The 18,405-nt window shown below is 71.8% G+C and carries 19 protein-coding genes; 18 read left to right on the top strand and 1 reads right to left on the bottom strand.

Going from position 1 to position 18,405, the window contains the following annotated elements; translation table 11 throughout:
* Positions 1–349: 349 nt before the first annotated feature.
* Entirely contained in the window at positions 350–763 is a 414-nt protein-coding gene (locus H9640_RS09430; protein WP_191790454.1) for a peptidoglycan-binding domain-containing protein, read from the bottom strand.
* 257 nt (positions 764–1,020) lie between these two features.
* On the opposite strand from H9640_RS09430, the gene H9640_RS09425 reads away from it, so the two are divergent.
* The 18 genes from H9640_RS09425 to metK all read left to right on the top strand — a co-directional run bounded on the left by H9640_RS09425 (position 1,021) and on the right by metK (position 18,361).
* A complete protein-coding gene (locus tag H9640_RS09425; RefSeq protein WP_191790453.1) occupies positions 1,021–1,467 on the top strand; it encodes a type II 3-dehydroquinate dehydratase in 447 nt (148 codons plus the stop codon).
* An 88-nt stretch (positions 1,468–1,555) separates the two neighbouring features.
* Entirely contained in the window at positions 1,556–2,170 is a 615-nt protein-coding gene (locus tag H9640_RS09420) for a hypothetical protein (RefSeq protein WP_191790452.1), read from the top strand.
* Complete coding sequence (locus tag H9640_RS09415) at positions 2,167–2,748, top strand: hypothetical protein (RefSeq protein WP_191790451.1); 582 nt, start codon at positions 2,167–2,169, stop codon at positions 2,746–2,748. The genes H9640_RS09420 and H9640_RS09415 overlap by 4 nt, the downstream gene beginning before the upstream one ends.
* A gap of 197 nt (positions 2,749–2,945) precedes the next feature.
* Positions 2,946–3,509: an elongation factor P gene (gene efp / locus H9640_RS09410; RefSeq protein ID WP_138824390.1), complete on the top strand. Its 564-nt coding sequence runs from the start codon at positions 2,946–2,948 to the stop codon at positions 3,507–3,509.
* A gap of 1 nt (position 3,510) precedes the next feature.
* Complete coding sequence (gene nusB / locus H9640_RS09405) at positions 3,511–3,927, top strand: transcription antitermination factor NusB (protein WP_191790450.1); 417 nt, start codon at positions 3,511–3,513, stop codon at positions 3,925–3,927.
* 277 nt (positions 3,928–4,204) lie between these two features.
* Entirely contained in the window at positions 4,205–4,873 is a 669-nt protein-coding gene (pyrR, locus tag H9640_RS09400; RefSeq protein ID WP_191790449.1) for a bifunctional pyr operon transcriptional regulator/uracil phosphoribosyltransferase PyrR, read from the top strand.
* The gene (locus H9640_RS09395; RefSeq protein ID WP_191790448.1) at positions 4,870–5,883 is read left to right on the top strand and encodes an aspartate carbamoyltransferase catalytic subunit; all 1,014 of its coding nucleotides are present in this window, start codon (positions 4,870–4,872) and stop codon (positions 5,881–5,883) included. Before pyrR ends, H9640_RS09395 begins: the two co-directional genes overlap by 4 nt.
* Positions 5,880–7,226 carry a dihydroorotase gene (locus tag H9640_RS09390; RefSeq protein WP_191790447.1) on the top strand — a complete coding sequence of 449 codons (1,347 nt, stop codon included), beginning with the start codon at positions 5,880–5,882 and terminating at the stop codon, positions 7,224–7,226. Before H9640_RS09395 ends, H9640_RS09390 begins: the two co-directional genes overlap by 4 nt.
* Positions 7,223–7,786, top strand: coding sequence for a PH-like domain-containing protein (locus H9640_RS09385; RefSeq protein ID WP_307824096.1), 564 nt, complete (start codon positions 7,223–7,225; stop codon positions 7,784–7,786). The genes H9640_RS09390 and H9640_RS09385 overlap by 4 nt, the downstream gene beginning before the upstream one ends.
* Entirely contained in the window at positions 7,783–9,036 is a 1,254-nt protein-coding gene (gene carA / locus H9640_RS09380) for a glutamine-hydrolyzing carbamoyl-phosphate synthase small subunit (protein ID WP_191790446.1), read from the top strand. Before H9640_RS09385 ends, carA begins: the two co-directional genes overlap by 4 nt.
* 3 nt (positions 9,037–9,039) lie before the next feature.
* Positions 9,040–12,387 carry a carbamoyl-phosphate synthase large subunit gene (carB, locus tag H9640_RS09375; protein WP_191790445.1) on the top strand — a complete coding sequence of 1,116 codons (3,348 nt, stop codon included), beginning with the start codon at positions 9,040–9,042 and terminating at the stop codon, positions 12,385–12,387.
* Entirely contained in the window at positions 12,384–13,271 is an 888-nt protein-coding gene (gene pyrF / locus H9640_RS09370; RefSeq protein ID WP_191790444.1) for an orotidine-5'-phosphate decarboxylase, read from the top strand. The genes carB and pyrF overlap by 4 nt, the downstream gene beginning before the upstream one ends.
* A 134-nt stretch (positions 13,272–13,405) precedes the next feature.
* Positions 13,406–14,293: a tyrosine-protein phosphatase gene (locus H9640_RS09365; RefSeq protein WP_191790443.1), complete on the top strand. Its 888-nt coding sequence runs from the start codon at positions 13,406–13,408 to the stop codon at positions 14,291–14,293.
* A 128-nt stretch (positions 14,294–14,421) separates the two neighbouring features.
* Complete coding sequence (mihF, locus tag H9640_RS09360; protein WP_030151369.1) at positions 14,422–14,733, top strand: integration host factor, actinobacterial type; 312 nt, start codon at positions 14,422–14,424, stop codon at positions 14,731–14,733.
* 1 nt (position 14,734) lies between these two features.
* The gene (gene gmk, locus H9640_RS09355) at positions 14,735–15,349 is read left to right on the top strand and encodes a guanylate kinase (RefSeq protein WP_191790519.1); all 615 of its coding nucleotides are present in this window, start codon (positions 14,735–14,737) and stop codon (positions 15,347–15,349) included.
* A gap of 165 nt (positions 15,350–15,514) precedes the next feature.
* Positions 15,515–15,787, top strand: coding sequence for a DNA-directed RNA polymerase subunit omega (gene rpoZ, locus H9640_RS09350; RefSeq protein WP_030151367.1), 273 nt, complete (start codon positions 15,515–15,517; stop codon positions 15,785–15,787).
* A 76-nt stretch (positions 15,788–15,863) separates the two neighbouring features.
* A complete protein-coding gene (coaBC, locus tag H9640_RS09345) occupies positions 15,864–17,099 on the top strand; it encodes a bifunctional phosphopantothenoylcysteine decarboxylase/phosphopantothenate--cysteine ligase CoaBC (RefSeq protein WP_191790442.1) in 1,236 nt (411 codons plus the stop codon).
* Between the two features lie 65 nt (positions 17,100–17,164).
* A complete protein-coding gene (gene metK, locus H9640_RS09340; protein WP_191790441.1) occupies positions 17,165–18,361 on the top strand; it encodes a methionine adenosyltransferase in 1,197 nt (398 codons plus the stop codon).
* Positions 18,362–18,405 lie beyond the last annotated feature (44 nt).

The following is an 18,405-nucleotide window of genomic DNA, read 5'->3' as shown; positions in this document are numbered from 1 at the left end:
GAACACGGGGGATTGGCACGCGCAATCGCCCTGCCGCCTCTGAGGCTGCGGGCGGCAGGCTGTGCGATCTGCCCCTCCCGAGCGCATCGCCTCACCGGTCGAGCGCGCCGTCTCCGCTCCGTACTAGACGAGGAGAATCGCTCCTGGGAACGGCTGGATGCCGACAGTCAAAAGGTGCGCCAGTCTTGGCTGAGACTCACCACTCTAGCGAGACGAGACGGACGATGTTGAAGATCGGTCTTCATGCTCAACCGGGGTGGCGAGGCGATTGATCACGCCCCGCCACCCCGGAACCAGCGCAAGAAGTCGCTCGCAAGAAGCGTCCTTGCCTATGATTTACCCGTACTTCCTAGTATGCGTGGCAGGAAGGCCGAGGCGTACCGTTGCTCCAGAATACCCATTGGAGCGCGTTTCGTGTTGCGGGGCCGTAGATGCCGTCGGCAACCAGGCCACGGCTTTGCTGGAACGCAACCAAGGCTGCACGGGTGGCGGGGCCAAAGCTGCCGTCAACAGCCAGCGAAGCGCCCTGGCAGGTGTTGAGCGAGTCCTGCAGTGCGGTCACTGCGCCCCCAGAGTTTCCTTGCCTGAGGTTGCAGGTGTAGGTGCCCGAGGCAGACGAGTAGGGGATTGCGATGCCGTTGCGAATGCCGACCGTGTTGCAGGTTGGATAGGCGGCGGAGGCGGCGGAAGCAAACGCGACGCCGCTCCCAATTAGCAGCGCGGTGGTCAGTGTGACGGATGCTGTTAGTTGTGCGAGTCGCATTAATTCTCCTAGTTCGGCGTCGTTGACGAGTTGGACATTACCTGGGGCTGGGCGGCCACACAACCTTCAAGGTGGAATTGGTTTCGTCCTGTGGTGGTTCCCGTCATCAGATCCCCTTGCTGGGACCTGGCCGTACTCTGGGCATGTCACCCTCCAGTTCGGCGGTGTTTGTCTTGTGTGCCGTTCTTTTTCCCGCATCGGGAGCAGATTTCTGGGCGGCGGCTCAGCCATGCCCGGGTCCCCGCTAGGCTCTGCGCATGACTCGTGTCCTCATCCTCAACGGTCCCAACCTCGGTCGCCTGGGCGTCCGCGAGCCCGACGTCTACGGGGCGGCCTCCTACGCCGACCTGGTCGCGGCGGGGGAGCGGTGGGGCGCGGAGAACGGCCTCGAGGTGCAGGTGCGTCAGACGGACGACGAGTCGGAGCTGGTCGGGTGGCTGCACGGCGCGGTCGACGACGGCGCGCACGTGGTGCTCAACCCGGCGGCGTTCACGCACTACTCGTACGCGCTGCGCGACGCTGCCGCACAGGTGACCAAGGCGGGGCTGCTGCTGGTCGAGGTGCACCTGAGCAACCCGGCCGCGCGCGAGGAGTTCCGCCACAACTCGGTCATCGGCGGGGTGGCGACGGGGACGGTGGCCGGCTTCGGGTTCGACTCCTACCGCCTGGCGGTCCTCGCGATCGTGTCGAGGCTGTCGGCCTAGATTCGCCTTTCCCAAGTCTGTGGGCTTGATTCGGGAGAATCAAGCCTTCGCCCTTGTGAGAGGGAGATCAAGCGTCTACCGTGGAGGGATGTTCGTCCTGACCGTGGACCAGAGGGCCAGCACCCGCCGAGGAGACCTCGTGCCGGAGGTGCTGGCCGCGCTCGCACCCTTCGACGCGCGTGACGGGGTCGTCATCGGCTTCGACCGCACCGTCGGCGACGAGGTCCAGGCCGTGCTCGACGACGCCGCGCTCGTCGTGGAGATCGTCCTCGCCCTGGGCAGGTGGGGAGGGTGGAGCACGGGCCTCGGCCTCGGCGACGTGCTGCCCGGTCCGGACGGGGGCCTGCCCGCGGCATCGCGCGAGGCGTCCGGATCGGCGTTCGTGCACGCCCGGGCCGCGGTCGAGCGGGCCAAGACCCGCGGCACCCACGTCCCGCTCGCGGTCGAGGGGCCGGACCGGGCAGCGGCGGGAGAGGTCGAAGCGCTCCTGCGGCTCCTGCTCGCCGTGGGCGCCCGCCGCACTCCCGCGGGGTGGGAGGTCGTGGACGCGCTGGCGCGCGTGGGTGGCACCCAGAAGGATGTGGCCCGAGACCTCGGGATCAGCGAGCAGGCCGTGAGCCAACGGCTGCGGGCGAGCCTGTGGTCCGAGGAAGCGGCCGTCCGGCCGGTCGTGACGAGGCTCCTCCAGGAGGCAGACGCATGAGCTTCACCACAGGGTTGGCCGTCGCAGGGGTCGTGCTCGCGACGCTCGTGCTGAGCGTGCTGGGCGGCATGCTCGTGACGCCGTGGGTCCTGCGGGCCGCCGCGCGTCGCTCCGAGGCGGAGGGGGAGCTCCCGCCCGCCCGTGACCCCGGGCCCGTCCCGCCGCCACCCGGCCGCGCCGTCCCGGCTGCTGGCCCGAGCGCAGCGGCGAGCGCACCCGTGCCTCCTCCGCCCCCGGCAGGGCCGCCCTCCCCGGCCCTCGTGCCCGCGGCGCCCGACCCGGCGACCGGTGCGGCGCCGTCGGACCCCGGCGGGCCCGTGGGCACCGAAGCCGTCCAGACGCTGCGCGGCGGGACCTGGATCGGGATCCTCGAGCGCCTCGCGATCACGGGCTGCCTGCTCGCCGGATATCCCGCGGGGGTCGCGTTCGTGGTCGCCATCAAGGGCCTCGGGCGCTACCCCGAGCTGCGCGAGCACCCGGTCGGCGCCGAGCGCTTCCTGATCGGCACGCTCGCCTCGATGATCTGGGCCGCGGCGACCGGACTGCTGGGCGCAGCGATCCTTGGACTCCTCCGGTAGACTGGACCGGGCCTTTCGCGGCCCCCGCGAACTCGCAGCGCCGACGTGCGCCCAGCGAAGCCCGGGGAGCCCGCCAGGGAAGGCCGGCTACCGCCAGGGCGCGCACCCGAACGTGTGCGCATCAGTGGCTCGCACGCGGATCGCGCGGTGAGGCACCCCGACGGCAGCACCATGACAACGCGACAGGAAGACCGAACGTGGCGACGACCAACGACATCAAGAACGGCACCGTGCTCAAGCTCGACGGCCAGCTGTGGACGATCATCGAGTTCCAGCACGTCAAGCCCGGCAAGGGTGGCGCCTTCGTTCGCACCAAGATGAAGAACGTCCTGTCCGGCAAGACCGTCGACAAGACCTTCAACGCCGGCCTCAAGATCGAGACCGCGAACGTCGACAAGCGCGACATGCAGTACCTGTACAAGGACGGCGACGACTTCGTCTTCATGGACACCTCGACGTACGACCAGATCACGGTCCCGGCCGCGACCGTCGGCGACGCCGCCAACTACATGCTCGAGAGCCAGAACGCGCTCGTCGCGACCAACGAGGGTGTCCCGCTCTACATCGAGCTCCCTCCGTCGGTCGTCCTCGAGATCACCTACACCGAGCCGGGCCTGCAGGGCGACCGCTCGACCGGTGGCACCAAGCCCGCGACCCTCGAGACCGGTGCGCAGATCCAGGTCCCGCTCTTCCTCGAGCAGGGCACCAAGGTCAAGGTCGACACCCGCGACGGCTCCTACCTGGGGCGCGTGAACGACTGACGTGGGTGCTCGAACCAAGGCACGCAAGCGCGCCCTCGACGTCCTCTTCGAGGCCGAGCAGCGCCAGCTGGACCCGCAGACCCTCCTCGCCGACCGGGTCGTCGACTCGGGCTCCCAGACGCCCCTGCCGCAGTACAGCGTGGACCTCGTCGAGGGCGTGCTGGCGCACCGCGAGCGGATCGACGAGCTCCTCGAGACCTACTCGCACGGGTGGACGCTCGACCGCATGCCCGCGGTCGACCGTGCGCTCCTGCGCATCGGCAGCTGGGAGATCCTCTACAACGACGACGTCCCCGACGCCGTCGCGATCGACGAGGCCGTCGACCTGGCCCGCGAGCTGTCCACGGACGACTCGCCGAGCTTCGTCAACGGCCTGCTGGCCCGCATCGAGGAGATGAAGCCGACGATCCTGGCCTGAGGCCCGGACGCCGTCGGGCGTCCCCCAGGCGCGCAGCCCAGCGCCCGCGCCCAGGCGACACCACGTGCCGTCGTGTGCCGGTCCCGCCCTCGTGGCGGGGCCGGCACACGTGCGTGCGGGCCCATCGAACGCCTCGTCACCTCGCGACCGCAGTGTGATCAACGACGCCCGCCCAGCCCGTGAGAAGCAACCCGGCCCGGTCCGGGCGAGGGGTAGGGTGAAGGCGTCAGATTTCCTTTAAGGCCCGTCCAGTGAGGCGGGGAAGGAGGTCACCAGAATGAGTTCTGGGCCTGCTGTGCCATCTTCCGAACCGACCGTCACCCCCGAGGACCCCTCGGACGGCGTGACCACCGTTCTCGGCGAAGCCGAGATCGCGCGGGCACTGACCCGCATCGCCCACGAGGTCGTCGAGCGCAACAAGGGCGCGCACGACGTGGTCCTCCTGGGCATCCCGACGCGCGGCGTCCCCCTGGCCGAGCGGCTCGCCGAGCGCCTCGCGACGATCGAGCCCGGCCTGGTCCCCGCGGACGTCGTCGGTGAGCTCGACGTCACGATGTACCGCGACGACCTCCACAAGCACCCCGTGCGGACCATCGGTGCCACGCGCCTGCCCGCGTCCGGGATCGACGGCAAGGTCGTCGTCCTGGTCGACGACGTGCTGTTCTCCGGGCGCACCATCCGGGCGGCGCTCGACGCGATCAGCGACATCGGTCGCCCCCGTGCCGTCCAGCTCGCCGCGCTGGTCGACCGCGGCCACCGCGAGCTGCCGATCCGCCCCGACTACGTGGGCAAGAACCTGCCCACGTCGCTGTCCGAGCGCGTGAGCGTACGCCTCGTCGAGACCGACGGCGCGCCCGACGGTACGTCCGGCGCGGGTGGGCACGTGACCGACGCGGTCCTCATCAGCCAGCGGTCCACCTCCACCTCCAGCGAGGGCACCCGATGAAGCACCTGCTGTCCACCGCGGACCTCGCGCGCGCCGACGCCATCCGCATCCTCGACACGGCCGCCCAGATGGCCGCCACGCAGTCGCGGGAGATCAAGAAGCTCCCGACGCTGCGCGGTCGCACGGTCGTCAACCTGTTCTTCGAGGACTCGACGCGCACCCGCATCTCGTTCGAGACCGCGGCCAAGCGCCTGTCGGCCGACGTCATCAACTTCTCGGCCAAGGGCTCGAGCGTCTCCAAGGGCGAGTCCCTCAAGGACACGGCCCTCACGCTCCAGGCCATGGGCGCGGACGCGGTCGTGATCCGCCACCAGGCCTCCGGCGCGCCGCACACGCTCGCGCACGCGGGCTGGGTCGAGGCGGCCGTCGTCAACGCGGGCGACGGGATGCACCAGCACCCGACGCAGGCGCTGCTCGACGCCTTCACCATGCGCCGCCACCTCGTGGGCCGCGGCGCCGCGGGGGCGTCGGTCGCGGGCGACCCGACCGGCCAGGACCTCGCGGGCCTCAAGATCGCGATCGTGGGCGACGTGCTGCACTCGCGCGTCGCGCGCTCGAACGTCCACCTGCTGCACACGCTGGGCGCGCAGGTCACCCTGGTCGCGCCCCCCACGCTCGTGCCCGTGGGCGTCGAGACGTGGCCGTGCGACGTGTCGTACCACCTCGACGAGGTCCTCGCCGAGACCACCCCCGACGCCGTGATGATGCTCCGCGTCCAGCGCGAGCGCATGAGCGGCTCGGGCGCCGGTGGGGGAGCGTTCTTCCCCAACCCGCTCGAGTACACGCGCAACTACGGGCTCGACGGGCGCCGCCTGGCGCTCCTGCCGGACCACACGATCGTCATGCACCCCGGCCCGATGAACCGCGGCCTGGAGATCTCCGCCGAGGCCGCCGACTCACCGCGCGCGGTGATCGTCGAGCAGGTCGCCAACGGCGTGGCGGTCCGCATGGCCGTCCTCTACCTGCTCCTCGCGGGCGACGCATCGAAGGAAAGGGCTGGACTCGAATGAGCGAGCAGACCACGAACCCCACCTACGTCCTGCAGGGCGCGGCCCCGCTGGGCGGCGACCCGGTCGACCTCGTCCTCGCGGGCGGCGTCATCTCCGAGGTCCGCGCGGCGAACAGCCCCGTCGCGGACGACGAGACGGCCGTCGACGCGACCGGCCTGGTCGCCCTGCCCGGCCTCGTCGACCTGCACACGCACCTGCGCGAGCCGGGCCGCGAGGACGCCGAGACCATCGTCTCGGGCACGCGGGCCGCGGCCGTGGGCGGTTTCACGGCCGTGCACGCCATGGCCAACACGACCCCGGTCGCGGACACCGCGGGCGTCGTCGAGCAGGTGTGGCGCATCGGGCGTGACGCGGGCTGGGTCGACGTCCACCCGGTCGGCGCGGTCAGCGTCGGCCTCGAGGGCCACCAGCTCGCCGAGATCGGCGCCATGGCGGACTCGGCGGCGCGCGTGCGCGTCTTCTCCGACGACGGCAAGTGCGTGTGGGACCCCATCCTCATGCGCCGCGCCCTGGAGTACGTCAAGGCGTTCGACGGCGTCGTGGCCCAGCACGCGCAGGAGCCGCGCCTCACGGAGGGCGCCCAGATGAACGAGGGCGTCGTCTCGGCCGAGCTCGGCCTCGCGGGCTGGCCCGCGGTCGCCGAGGAGGCGATCATCGCGCGCGACGTGCTGCTCGCCGAGCACGTGGGCTCGCGCCTGCACGTGTGCCACCTGTCGACGGCCGGCTCGGTCGAGATCATCCGCTGGGCCAAGGGCCGCGGGATCGACGTCACGGCCGAGGTCACGCCGCACCACCTCGTGCTGACCGACGAGCTCGCCCGGGACTACGACCCGACGTTCAAGGTCAACCCGCCGCTGCGCACCGCCGCAGACGTCGAGGCCGTGCGCCAGGGCCTGGCGGACGGCACGATCGACATCGTCGCGACCGACCACGCGCCGCACACGCGCGAGGACAAGGACTGCGAGTGGGCCGCGGCCGCGTTCGGCATGACGGGCCTGGAGACGGCGCTGAGCGTCGTGCAGCAGACCATGGTCGACTCGGGCCGCATGACCTGGGCGGACGTGGCACGCGTCCTGTCGGCCGCGCCCGCGCGCATCGGCCGCATCGACGAGGGCCCGACGGCGCAGGGTCGCCCGCTCGAGGTCGGCGAGCCCGCCAACGTGGTCCTCGTGGACCCGGCGGCACGCCGCGTCGTCGACGGCCGCTCGCAGGCCACGGCCAGCACCAACACGCCGTTCCACGGCTACGAGCTGCCGGGCTGCGTCGTGGCGACGTTCCTGCGCGGTCGCGCGACCGTCCTGGACGGCGCTCCTGTCGAGCAGGTCGCGGAGGTCCGCTCGTGAACCTCCCCCTGCCCGTCGCGGTCGGTATCTGGGTCGTCATCGGCCTGGTCCTGCTCGCCGTCGTCTTCGTGGGCCTCAAGCGTCTGACGACCCGCACGGCCCAGACCGTCCCGGCCCCGCCCGCGGTCCCGGACGGCGACCTCGGCGAGGTCGTCGCGGGGCCGTTCACCGCGGTCTACGTGTCGAGCACGCTCGCGGGGGACTGGCTCGCCCGCGTCGGCGCCCACCGCCTCGGCTTCCGGTCGAACGCGACCGTGACCGTGCACCGGGCAGGCGTGCTGATCGCCCGTCAGGGAGCCCCGGACCTGTTCCTGGCCGCGAGCGCCCTCGAGGGCGTGACGCTGGCCCCGGGCATGGCGGGCAAGTACGTCGGTCAGGACGGCCTGGTCGTGCTGACGTGGACCGTGCCGGCCGCCGGCCAGGCCCCGGCCACCCGCTTGGATACTGGACTCCGGACCCAGCTCGCCCCGGACCGTGCCACCCTCCTGAACGCAGTCCGCGAGCTTCTTCCCGCCGCCGACAGCGCACCGAACGACGACTCGAAGGAGCCGCAGCAGTGAGCATCTCGACCCCCAGCACGGACGCCCTGGACACCGACCGGACCGCGGTCCTGGTCCTCGAGGACGGGACGACCCTGACCGGTCGCGCCTACGGGGCCCGTGGCACGACGTTCGGCGAGATCGTCTTCAACACCGGCATGACCGGCTACCAGGAGACGCTGACCGACCCGTCCTACCACCGGCAGATCGTCGTCATGACGGCCCCCCACATCGGGAACACCGGCGTGAACGACGACGACCCCGAGTCCCGCAAGATCTGGGTCAGCGGCTTCGTGGTGCGCGACCCCGCGCGCCGCCCGTCGAACTGGCGCTCGGCCGGCTCCCTGACCGACGAGCTCGTCGAGCAGGGGATCGTGGGGATCAGCGACGTCGACACGCGCGCGCTGACCCGTCACCTGCGCGACCGCGGCGTGATGCGCGCCGGTGTCTTCTCGGGCGACGCGCTGGTGCGCGACGGCTACCTGCGCCCGACCGAGGAGCTCGTCGAGCTCGTCCGCTCGGCCCCCGCGATGGCCGGGGCGGACCTGGCCCGCGAGGTCAGCACCCCCTCGGCCTACGTGGTCGAGCCCTCGGGGGAGTTCGCCGGCAAGGAGCCGCTCAAGACGGTCGTCGCGGTGGACCTCGGTATCAAGTCGATGACCCCCCAGCGCCTGTCGGAGCGCGGCATCCGGGTGCACGTCGTGCCCTCGTGGTCCACGATCGAGGACGTCCTGGCCCTCGCCCCGGACGGCGTGTTCTTCTCGAACGGCCCGGGCGACCCGAGCGCCGCGACGCACGAGGTCACGCTGCTGCGCGAGGTCCTCGACCGCCGTCTGCCGTACTTCGGCATCTGCTTCGGCAACCAGATCCTGGGTCGCGCGCTGGGCTTCGGCACGTACAAGCTCGCGTACGGCCACCGCGGCATCAACCAGCCCGTGATGGACCTCGCCACGCGCAAGGTCGAGATCACGTCCCAGAACCACGGCTTCGCGGTCGACGCCCCCATCGGGGAGCAGGCGACCGCACCGCACGACGGCGGCCGCTACGGCCGTGTCGTCGTCTCGCACATCGGGCTCAACGACGACGTGGTGGAGGGCCTCGAGTGCCTCGACATCCCCGCGTTCTCGGTCCAGTACCACCCGGAGGCAGCCGCCGGCCCGCACGACGCCGCCTACCTCTTCGACCGCTTCCTCGACCTCATGACGTCCGGCGCGGCCTCTGCCGCCGGCCTCTCGGCCGCCACGCCGCAGACGTCCGCAAAGGAGAACTGACCAGTGCCTCGCAGAACTGACATCAACAGCGTCCTGGTCATCGGGTCCGGCCCGATCGTCATCGGCCAGGCCTGCGAGTTCGACTACTCGGGCACCCAGGCCATCCGGGCGCTCAAGGAGGAGGGCCTGCGGGTCGTCCTGGTGAACTCGAACCCGGCCACGATCATGACCGACCCGGAGTTCGCGGACGCGACGTACGTCGAGCCGATCACGACCGAGGTCCTGACGACCATCATCGCCAAGGAGCGCCCGGACGCCGTCCTCGCGACCCTGGGCGGGCAGACGGCGCTCAACGCGGCGATCGCGCTCGACGAGGCCGGCGTGCTCGAGAAGTACGGCGTGGAGCTCATCGGGGCGAACATCGCCGCGATCGAGAAGGGCGAGGACCGCCAGCAGTTCAAGGACGTCGTCGAGAAGTGCGGCGGCGAGTCGGCCCGTTCCGAGATCATCCACACGATCGAGGAGGCCGTCGCGGCCGCAGAGTCCTTGGGGTACCCCATGGTCGTGCGTCCGTCCTTCACGATGGGCGGCCTCGGCAGCGGCATCGCGTACGACGAGCAGGACCTGCGCCGCATCGTCGGCCAGGGCCTGCACTACTCGCCCACGACCGAGGTCCTCCTCGAGGAGTCGATCCTCGGGTGGAAGGAGTACGAGCTCGAGCTCATGCGCGACACGGCGGACAACGTCGTCGTGATCTGCTCGATCGAGAACGTCGACCCGGTCGGCGTGCACACGGGCGACTCGATCACGGTGGCTCCCGCGCTGACGCTCACGGACCGTGAGTTCCAGAAGCTGCGCGACATCGGCATCGCGGTCATCCGCGAGGTCGGCGTCGACACGGGCGGCTGCAACATCCAGTACGCGGTGCACCCGGAGACCGGGCGGGTCATCGTCATCGAGATGAACCCTCGTGTGTCGCGCTCGTCGGCGCTGGCGTCGAAGGCCACGGGCTTCCCGATCGCGAAGATCGCCGCGAAGCTCGCCATCGGCTACACGCTCGACGAGATCCCCAACGACATCACGGGCTCGACGCCCGCGTCGTTCGAGCCGACGCTCGACTACGTCGTGGTCAAGGTGCCGCGGTTCGCGTTCGAGAAGTTCCCCGCCGCGGACGACACCCTGACGACGACCATGAAGTCGGTGGGCGAGGCCATGGCGATGGGCCGCAACTTCACCGAGGCGCTCGGCAAGGCGCTGCGCTCGATCGACAAGGGCGGCGCGGTGTTCCACTGGGACGGCGAGCCGGTCTCGGGCGAGGAGCTCGACGCGCTGCTCGTGGAGATCTCCCGCCCCACGGAGGGCCGCCTGGTCGCGACCCAGCAGGCGTTGCGCGCCGGGGCGAGCATCGAGCAGGTCTTCGAGGCCACCAAGATCGACCCGTGGTACCTCGACCAGATCCAGCTCGTCAACGAGGTCGCTGCCGAGGTCGCCCAGGCCGACGCCCTCACGCGCGACGTGCTGGTGCAGGCCAAGCGTCACGGCCTGTCGGACGCGCAGGTCGCGAAGCTGCGCGGCATGGGCGCGGCGGGGGAGTCGACGGTCCGCGAGGTCCGCTACGCGCTCGACGTGCGCCCGGTCTACAAGACGGTCGACACGTGCGCGGCCGAGTTCGAGGCGAAGACCCCGTACCACTACTCGACGTACGACCTCGAGACCGAGGTCTCCCCGCGCGAGCGCCCGGCCGTGCTGATCCTGGGCTCCGGCCCGAACCGCATCGGTCAGGGCATCGAGTTCGACTACTCGTGCGTGCACGCGACGCTCGCCCTCAAGGGCGAGTACGAGACCGTGATGGTCAACTGCAACCCGGAGACGGTCTCGACCGACTACGACACCTCGGACCGCCTGTACTTCGAGCCCCTGACGTTCGAGGACGTGCTCGAGGTGTACCAGGCCGAGCTCGCCGCGGGTCCGGTCGCGGGCGTCATCGTGCAGCTCGGTGGCCAGACGCCGCTGGGTCTCGCGCAGCGTCTGGCGGACGCGGGCCTGCCGATCCTGGGCACCTCGCCCGAGGCGATCGACGCCGCGGAGGACCGCGGGGTCTTCGGGCGCGTGCTGGCCGAGGCGGGCCTGCCCGCGCCGGCGTTCGGCACGGCCACGTCGCTCGCGCAGGCGCGTGAGGTCGCCGAGGGCATCGGCTACCCGGTGCTGGTCCGCCCGTCCTACGTGCTGGGTGGGCGCGGCATGGAGATCGTGTACTCGGCCGAGCAGCTCACGGGCTACGTCGAGCGTGCGCTGCACGCCGCCGCGACGGACGACCGCACGACGACGGGCTCGTTGCCCGCGCCGCTGCTCATCGACCGCTTCCTCGACGACGCCATGGAGATCGACGTCGACGCGCTCTACGACGGCACCGAGCTGTACCTGGGCGGCGTCATGGAGCACATCGAGGAGGCGGGCATCCACTCGGGCGACTCGGCGTGCGTGCTGCCCCCGGTGTCGCTGAGCGAGGCCGAGATCGAGCGCATCCGCCGCTCGACCGAGGCCATCGCCAAGGGCGTGGGCGTGCGGGGGCTGCTCAACGTCCAGTACGCGCTCGTCTCGGACGTCCTGTACGTCCTGGAGGCGAACCCGCGTGCCTCGCGCACGGTGCCGTTCGTCTCCAAGGCGACGGGGGTCTCGCTGGCCAAGGCCGCGGCGCGCGTCATGGTCGGCGAGTCCATCGCGGACCTGCGCGCGAGCGGGGTCCTGCCGGCGGAGGGCGACGGGGGCCACCTGGACCTCGACTCGCCGATCGCGGTCAAGGAGGCCGTGCTGCCGTTCAAGCGCTTCCGCACGACCGACGGCGTCGTGGTCGACACGGTGCTCGGCCCGGAGATGCGCTCGACGGGTGAGGTCATGGGCTTCGACCGCGACTTCCCGCGCGCGTTCGCCAAGTCGCAGGCTGCGGCGTTCGGCGGGCTGCCGACCTCGGGCTCGGTCTTCGTGTCGGTCGCCGACCGTGACAAGCGCTCGATCGTCTTCCCGATCAAGCGCCTGACGGAGCTGGGCTTCGAGATCCTCGCGACCCAGGGAACCGCCGGTGTGCTGCGTCGCAACGGCATCCCGGCCACGATCGTGCGCAAGTTCTCGTCGGGCCGTGGCGCCGACGGCGAGCCGACGATCGTCGACCTCATCACCGAGGGCAAGGTCGACATGGTCATCAACACGCCGTCCGGTCAGGGCGCACGCGCGGACGGCTACGAGATCCGGGCGGCCACGACGGCGGCGGACAAGCCGATCGTCACGACGACCCAGCAGCTCGCGGCCGCGGTCCAGGGCATCGAGGCGGTCCTCGCGGGTCCGTTCGACGTGTGGAGCCTGCAGGAGCACACGGCCGCCACGGCCGCGCGCAAGGCCGAGGCGAACGCGTGAGCGCTGGGCCGGGCGCGGCGCGCCGCCCCTTCGGGGAGCGGCTCGCCGAGGCCATGGACGCTCACGGGCCGCTGTGCGTGGGCATCGACCCGCACCCGGGTCTGCTGGCGGCCTGGGGCCTGCCCGACGACGCTACGGGGCTCCGGGAGTTCGGCCTGCGGGTCGTGGAGGCCGTGGGTGGGCAGGTCGCTGCGCTCAAGCCGCAGTCTGCCCTGTTCGAGCGCCACGGGTCGCGCGGCGTCGCGGCCCTCGAGGAGGTGCTCGCGGCCGCCGCGGCGGCTGGCCCCTCGGGGACGCTGACGATCGTCGACGCCAAGCGCGGCGACATCGGCTCGACCATGGCCGGGTACGCGGACGCCTACCTGCGCGACGGCTCGCCGCTCGCGGGCGACGCCCTGACCGTCTCCCCGTACCTGGGCTTCGGGTCGCTGACCCCGGCCGTGGAGGCCGCGCTCGAGACGGGGCGCGGGCTGTTCGTGCTGTGCCTGACGTCCAACCCGGAGGGCGCGCAGGTCCAGCACGCCCGCACGGGCGCGGGGGTCGACGTCCGCTCGGTCGCCGCGCGCATCGCCGCGGAGGCCGCTGCGCTCAACGAGGGGATCGCGCCGCTCGGGTCGATCGGCCTGGTCGTGGGCGCGACCATCGGTGACGCGGCCCGCAACACCGGGGTGGACCTGCCGGCGGTCAACGGCCCGCTCCTGGCGCCCGGGGTCGGTGCGCAGGGCGCGGGCGCGGCCGAGCTCGCCGCGGTGTTCGGCGACGCTCGTCGTCAGGTGCTCGCGTCCTCGTCGCGCGGCGTCCTCGCTGCGGGACCGGACGCCGGGGCGCTGCTCACGGCGGCCCGCGCGGCCTCGCGTGAGGCGGCCGACGCGCTGCGCGGCTGAGCCCACGCTCTCGACGCCCGAGGGGCGTCCACCCTCCCGGTGGGCGCCCCTCGGGCGTCGGTGGGGCGTGCACCCGGCGACTCACCGCACGCCGGCACCGGGCCGTCGGCGAAGTGGCCTGACAGACTCGTCCCATGACCTCCTCTCTCGCTGCCGGTGACCGGCAGACCCCTGACGCCCTCGACATCCCCGGCACCTGGAACGCGCGCGACGTCGGTGGCCGCGCCGTCCCGGCGGGCGCCACCGCCCCGCTTCGCACGGGGGTGCTCGTGCGGACCGCGAGCCTGTCGCGGCTGACCCCCGAGGGCGTCGCCGCGCTCGAGGCGCTGGGCGTGACGCTGGACCTCGACCTGCGTGGCGCGGACGAGGTCGAGCGCGACGGTCAGGACGTCGTCCCGGCGACCACGCGCGTGGTGCCCCGGCCGCTGGACCCGGCGGTCGGCGTCGGGCACGCGCTGGGCGGGGCCGACGCACCGGCCGCCTCCGGTACCCCGGGCCGCGAGGAGGCCGCGACCGAGGAGCGCTCCGCCGACACCGCAGCCATGATCGGGCGCCTGCTCGGGGCCGACGACCCGCAGGCCCTCGCACGGGCCATGATGCACGGCGTCTATGCGACGTTCGTCACGGACCCGACCATCCGGCGGACGGTCGGAGAGGCCCTGGAGGACATCGCGGAGGCCGACGGGGCGGTCGTCGTGCACTGCTCGGCGGGCAAGGACCGGACCGGGTGGATCGTCGCGCTCGTCCAGCACGTCTGCGGTGTGAGCGAGGAGGACCGGCTCGCCGAGTACCTCGCGAGCGGTGCCGCGGTCGAGGGGCTCGCCGCCGTGATCCCCCCGATCCCCGGCCTCGACAAGGACGCCCTGACCCCCTTGCTGGGCGTCGAGCCGGAGTACCTCCGCGGCGCGTGGGAGCTCGCCGAGAACGAGTTCGGGAGCATCGACGGCTACCTCGACGCGTGCGGCGCCGGGCCTGCGACCAGGGCGAAGATCGCGAGGAAGTTCGCTGCTCAGGGCGTGTGAACGTTGCCTGGCCTGCCAGGTGTGGCTAGTTTCGAGGGTGTCGAGGTCGCCACCGGGGGCATCAGATCCGGTCGGCGGCCCCGGTGCACGTGTGGGCCCATCCGTCTGAGGACAAGTAGGTGACTTGCGTGGCACTACCATCCCTGACCCCCGAGCAGCGCGCGGCGGCACTCGAGAAGGCGGCCGAGGCGCGTCGAGTGCGGGCCGAGGTCAAGAACCGGTTGAAGCACTCCCAGGGCTCCCTGGCCGAGGTGATCGAGCAGGGCCGCACGGACGACGTGATCGGCAAGCTGCGCGTCGTCGCGCTGCTGGAGTCGCTCCCCGGCGTGGGTAAGGTGAAGGCCCGGGCGATCATGGAGGAGATCGGGATCGCCGAGACACGTCGTGTCCGCGGGCTGGGACCCCACCAGTCCGCGGCGCTCATCGAGAGGTTTGGCTGACATTTCCGCTTCACCCACCGCGCAGGCCGCCTCGGCGCCTGCCGCACCACCGACCCCTGCCCGCCTGACCGTCCTGGCGGGCCCCACCGCCGTCGGGAAGGGGACCGTGTCGGCGGACATCCGCGCGCGGTACCCGCAGGTGTGGTTGTCCGTGTCCGCCACGACCCGTGCCGCTCGCCCCGGCGAGGTGGACGGCGTCCACTACCACTTCATCGGCACCGAGGAGTTCGACCGGCTGGTCGAGGCGGGCGAGATGCTGGAGTGGGCCGTGGTGCACGGGCGCAACAGGTACGGGACCCCTCGCCGGCCGGTCGAGGAGAAGCTCGCGGCGGGGGTCCCCGCCCTGCTCGAGATCGACCTGCAGGGCGCGCGCCAGGTGCGCGAGTCCATGCCCGAGGCCCGGTTCGTGTTCCTCGCCCCGCCCAGCTGGGAGGAGCTCGAGCGCAGGCTCGTCGGCCGCGGCACGGAGGGTCCCGAGGAGCGTGAGCGCCGCCTCGCCACGGCCCGCGTCGAGCTGGCCGCCGAGCCCGAGTTCGACGTCGTGATCGTCAACGACGAGGTGCACCGGGCGACCGACGCGCTCGTCGAGGCGATGGGTCTGACGCCCGTCGCGTGACCCTCGTGGTGCCGACGTCACGGGCGTGGGCACCACCAGGACTTGTGCCTGCCCAGTAGACTGGTCGTCAGGCGTGTGCGTCTTGAGCGCGCGCAACCTCTTTGATCCATCCTGCGGGCGACCGTCTGAGCCGCCGCAGGCCCCCCTGACTCACGGAGTGAGACTGTGTCTGGAACCATCGCCGCCCCCGAGGGCATCACCGACCCGCCGATCGACGACCTACTGGAGCGCGCCGACTCCAAGTACGCGCTCGTGATCTACGCGGCCAAGCGTGCCCGTCAGATCAACGCGTACTACTCGCAGCTCAACGAGGGCCTGCTGGAGAACGTGGGCCCGCTCGTCGAGACCCGCAACCAGGAGAAGCCGCTGTCGATCGCGATGCGCGAGATCAACGAGGGCCTGCTCACGATCGAGACCGTGGAGGCTCCCGCCTCCTGACCGCGGGGCCGCCTGCGGGCGGCTCGGTGGTCCGGGTGGGCGCGGCGTGCGTGGCACAGAGGGAGGGTTCGTACCCATGAGGATCCTTCTCGGGGTCTCCGGGGGAGTGGCGGCCTACAAGGCCGTGCTCCTGCTGCGGCTCCTGCGTGAGCAGGGGCACCAGGTGCGGGTCGTCCCCACCGCGTCCGCCCTGCGGTTCGTGGGGGCCCCGACGTTCGAGGCGCTGTCGGGCGAGAAGGTCAGCACCGAGGTGTTCGACGACGTCCCCCAGGTCGCGCACGTCGCGCTCGGTCAGGGTGCGGACCTGGTGATCGTCGCCCCCGCCACGGCGGACCTCCTCGCACGGGCGGCCGCGGGCCGCGCCGACGACCTGCTCACCTCGACGCTGCTGACCGTGTCGTGCCCGGTCGTCATGGCCCCGGCCATGCACACCGAGATGTGGCAGCACCCCGCGACCGTGGCCAACGTCGCGACCCTGCGCTCGCGCGGGGTGCACGTGATCGAGCCGGCGAGCGGTCGGCTGACGGGCAAGGACACCGGCCCGGGCCGGCTGCCCGAGCCCGAGGACATCGCGCGGACCGCCCTCGAGGTGGCCGGGCGAGGCGCCGCGTCGGCGGTGCCCCAGGACCTCTCCGGCCTGCGCGTGGTCGTCTCGGCCGGCGGCACGCGCGAACCCATCGACCCGGTGCGCTTCATCGGGAACCTGTCGAGCGGACGTCAGGGCATCGCCCTGGCCCGTGCCGCCCAGGACAGGGGTGCCGACGTCACGCTCGTCGGGGCGAACCTGACCGAGCAGCTCGACCAGGTCACGGACGTGGTCCGGGTCGGCTCGACGGCCGAGCTGCGCGAGGCCATGCGTTCGCTGGCTCCGGAGGCCGACGTGGTGGTCATGACGGCCGCCGTCGCGGACTTCCGCCCGGCTCGCACGCCGTCCACCAAGATCAAGAAGATCCCCGGGCAGGGCCCCGCTCCCATCGAGCTGGTCGAGAACCCCGACATCCTGGCGGAGCTCGCGCGCGAGCGGTTGCGACCGGGGCAGCTCGTCGTCGGCTTCGCGGCCGAGACGGGCGACGAGGCGGGCGACGTCTGGCACCACGGCCGCGCCAAGGCACGTCGCAAGGGCGCCGACCTCCTCGTGATCAACCCCGTGGGTCACGGCAAGGGCTTCGGGGTGGACACCAACGAGGTGCTGATCGTCGACGCCCAGGGCGAGACGGTCGCCCAGGCCCAGGGCACCAAGCGTGAGGTCGCGGACGCGGTGTGGGACACGGTCCTCAAAGCCTCCCCTCGGCTCGCGCCGACCACGGACTGAGATCTCCTTCACGTCTCAGTGGTCGGATGTCGGGTATCACCCAGCGGGACAGTACGCTGGACCCCATGACTTCTGACGACCTGCGCCTGTTCACGTCCGAGTCCGTGACGGAGGGACACCCGGACAAGGTCTGCGACCAGATCTCCGACGCGATCCTCGACGCCCTCCTCGCGCAGGACCCGTCGTCGCGTGTCGCGGTGGAGACCATGGTCACCACGGGACTGGTCCACGTGGCGGGCGAGGTCACGACCAACGCGTACGTCGAGATCCCGCAGATCATCCGCGACGTCGTCAAGGGGATCGGCTACACGTCGTCCGCGATCGGCTTCGACGGCGACTCGTGCGGTGTGTCGGTCTCGATCGGTCAGCAGTCACCGGACATCGCCCAGGGCGTCGACAAGAGCCTGGAGCAGCGCGACGACACGTCCGATCTGGACCCGCTCGACGCCCAGGGCGCCGGTGACCAGGGCCTGATGTTCGGCTACGCGAGCGACGAGACGCCCACGCTGCTGCCCCTGCCGATCTTCCTCGCGCACCGCCTCGCCGAGCGCCTGGCGCTGGTCCGCAAGGACGGGTCGCTGCCCGGGCTGCGCCCCGACGGCAAGACGCAGGTGACCATCGGCTACGACGGGGACCGCGCGGTCCGCCTCGACACCGTGGTGCTCTCGACCCAGCACGACGAGGACGTCCTGCAGGACACGCTGCGCGCCCAGGTCGCCGAGCTCGTCGTGGCCCCGGTCGTCGAAGGGCTCGACCTGGACGTCGCGGACTTCCGCCTGCTCGTGAACCCGACCGGCAAGTTCGTCATCGGTGGTCCGCAGGGCGACGCCGGGCTCACGGGCCGCAAGATCATCGTCGACACCTACGGTGGGATGGCCCGCCACGGCGGCGGCGCGTTCTCCGGCAAGGACCCGTCGAAGGTCGACCGCTCGGCCGCCTACGCCACGCGCTGGGTGGCCAAGAACGTCGTCGCAGCCGGGCTCGCGCGCCGCTGCGAGGTCCAGGTCGCCTACGCGATCGGCAAGGCGCACCCCGTGGGCCTGTACGTCGAGACGTTCGGCACCGAGACCGTCCCGGTCGAGCGCATCCGCGCGGCGATCGACGAGGTCTTCGACCTGCGCCCTGCCGCGATCATCGCCGACCTGGACCTGCTGCGGCCCATCTACTCGCAGACCGCGGCCTACGGGCACTTCGGGCGCGAGCTGCCCGACTTCACGTGGGAGCGCACGGATCGCGTGGCGGCCCTGCAGGCGGCCGTCTGAGCCTCGTCGCGCGGGTTGGCCCGGCGTGGGTGGCGCGTGCTGAG

It is taken from the genome of Oerskovia gallyi, assembly GCF_014836745.1.
Classification (GTDB): Bacteria; Actinomycetota; Actinomycetes; order Actinomycetales; family Cellulomonadaceae; genus Oerskovia; species Oerskovia paurometabola.
Note: the sequence above shows the minus strand (reverse complement) of the source record. Positions and strands in the feature narration are given on the sequence as shown.

What these genes read in the sequence shown, in the direction of transcription:
- H9640_RS09430 (WP_191790454.1), bottom strand. Translation starts at nt 763, where the DNA reads ATGCGACTCGCACAACTAACAGCATCCGTCACACTGACCACCGCGCTG.
- H9640_RS09425 (WP_191790453.1), top strand. Translation starts at nt 1,021, where the DNA reads ATGACTCGTGTCCTCATCCTCAACGGTCCCAACCTCGGTCGCCTGGGC.
- H9640_RS09420 (WP_191790452.1), top strand. Translation starts at nt 1,556, where the DNA reads ATGTTCGTCCTGACCGTGGACCAGAGGGCCAGCACCCGCCGAGGAGAC.
- H9640_RS09415 (WP_191790451.1), top strand. Translation starts at nt 2,167, where the DNA reads ATGAGCTTCACCACAGGGTTGGCCGTCGCAGGGGTCGTGCTCGCGACG.
- pyrR (WP_191790449.1), top strand. Translation starts at nt 4,205, where the DNA reads ATGAGTTCTGGGCCTGCTGTGCCATCTTCCGAACCGACCGTCACCCCC.
- H9640_RS09395 (WP_191790448.1), top strand. Translation starts at nt 4,870, where the DNA reads ATGAAGCACCTGCTGTCCACCGCGGACCTCGCGCGCGCCGACGCCATC.
- H9640_RS09390 (WP_191790447.1), top strand. Translation starts at nt 5,880, where the DNA reads ATGAGCGAGCAGACCACGAACCCCACCTACGTCCTGCAGGGCGCGGCC.
- H9640_RS09365 (WP_191790443.1), top strand. Translation starts at nt 13,406, where the DNA reads ATGACCTCCTCTCTCGCTGCCGGTGACCGGCAGACCCCTGACGCCCTC.
- coaBC (WP_191790442.1), top strand. Translation starts at nt 15,864, where the DNA reads ATGAGGATCCTTCTCGGGGTCTCCGGGGGAGTGGCGGCCTACAAGGCC.
- metK (WP_191790441.1), top strand. Translation starts at nt 17,165, where the DNA reads ATGACTTCTGACGACCTGCGCCTGTTCACGTCCGAGTCCGTGACGGAG.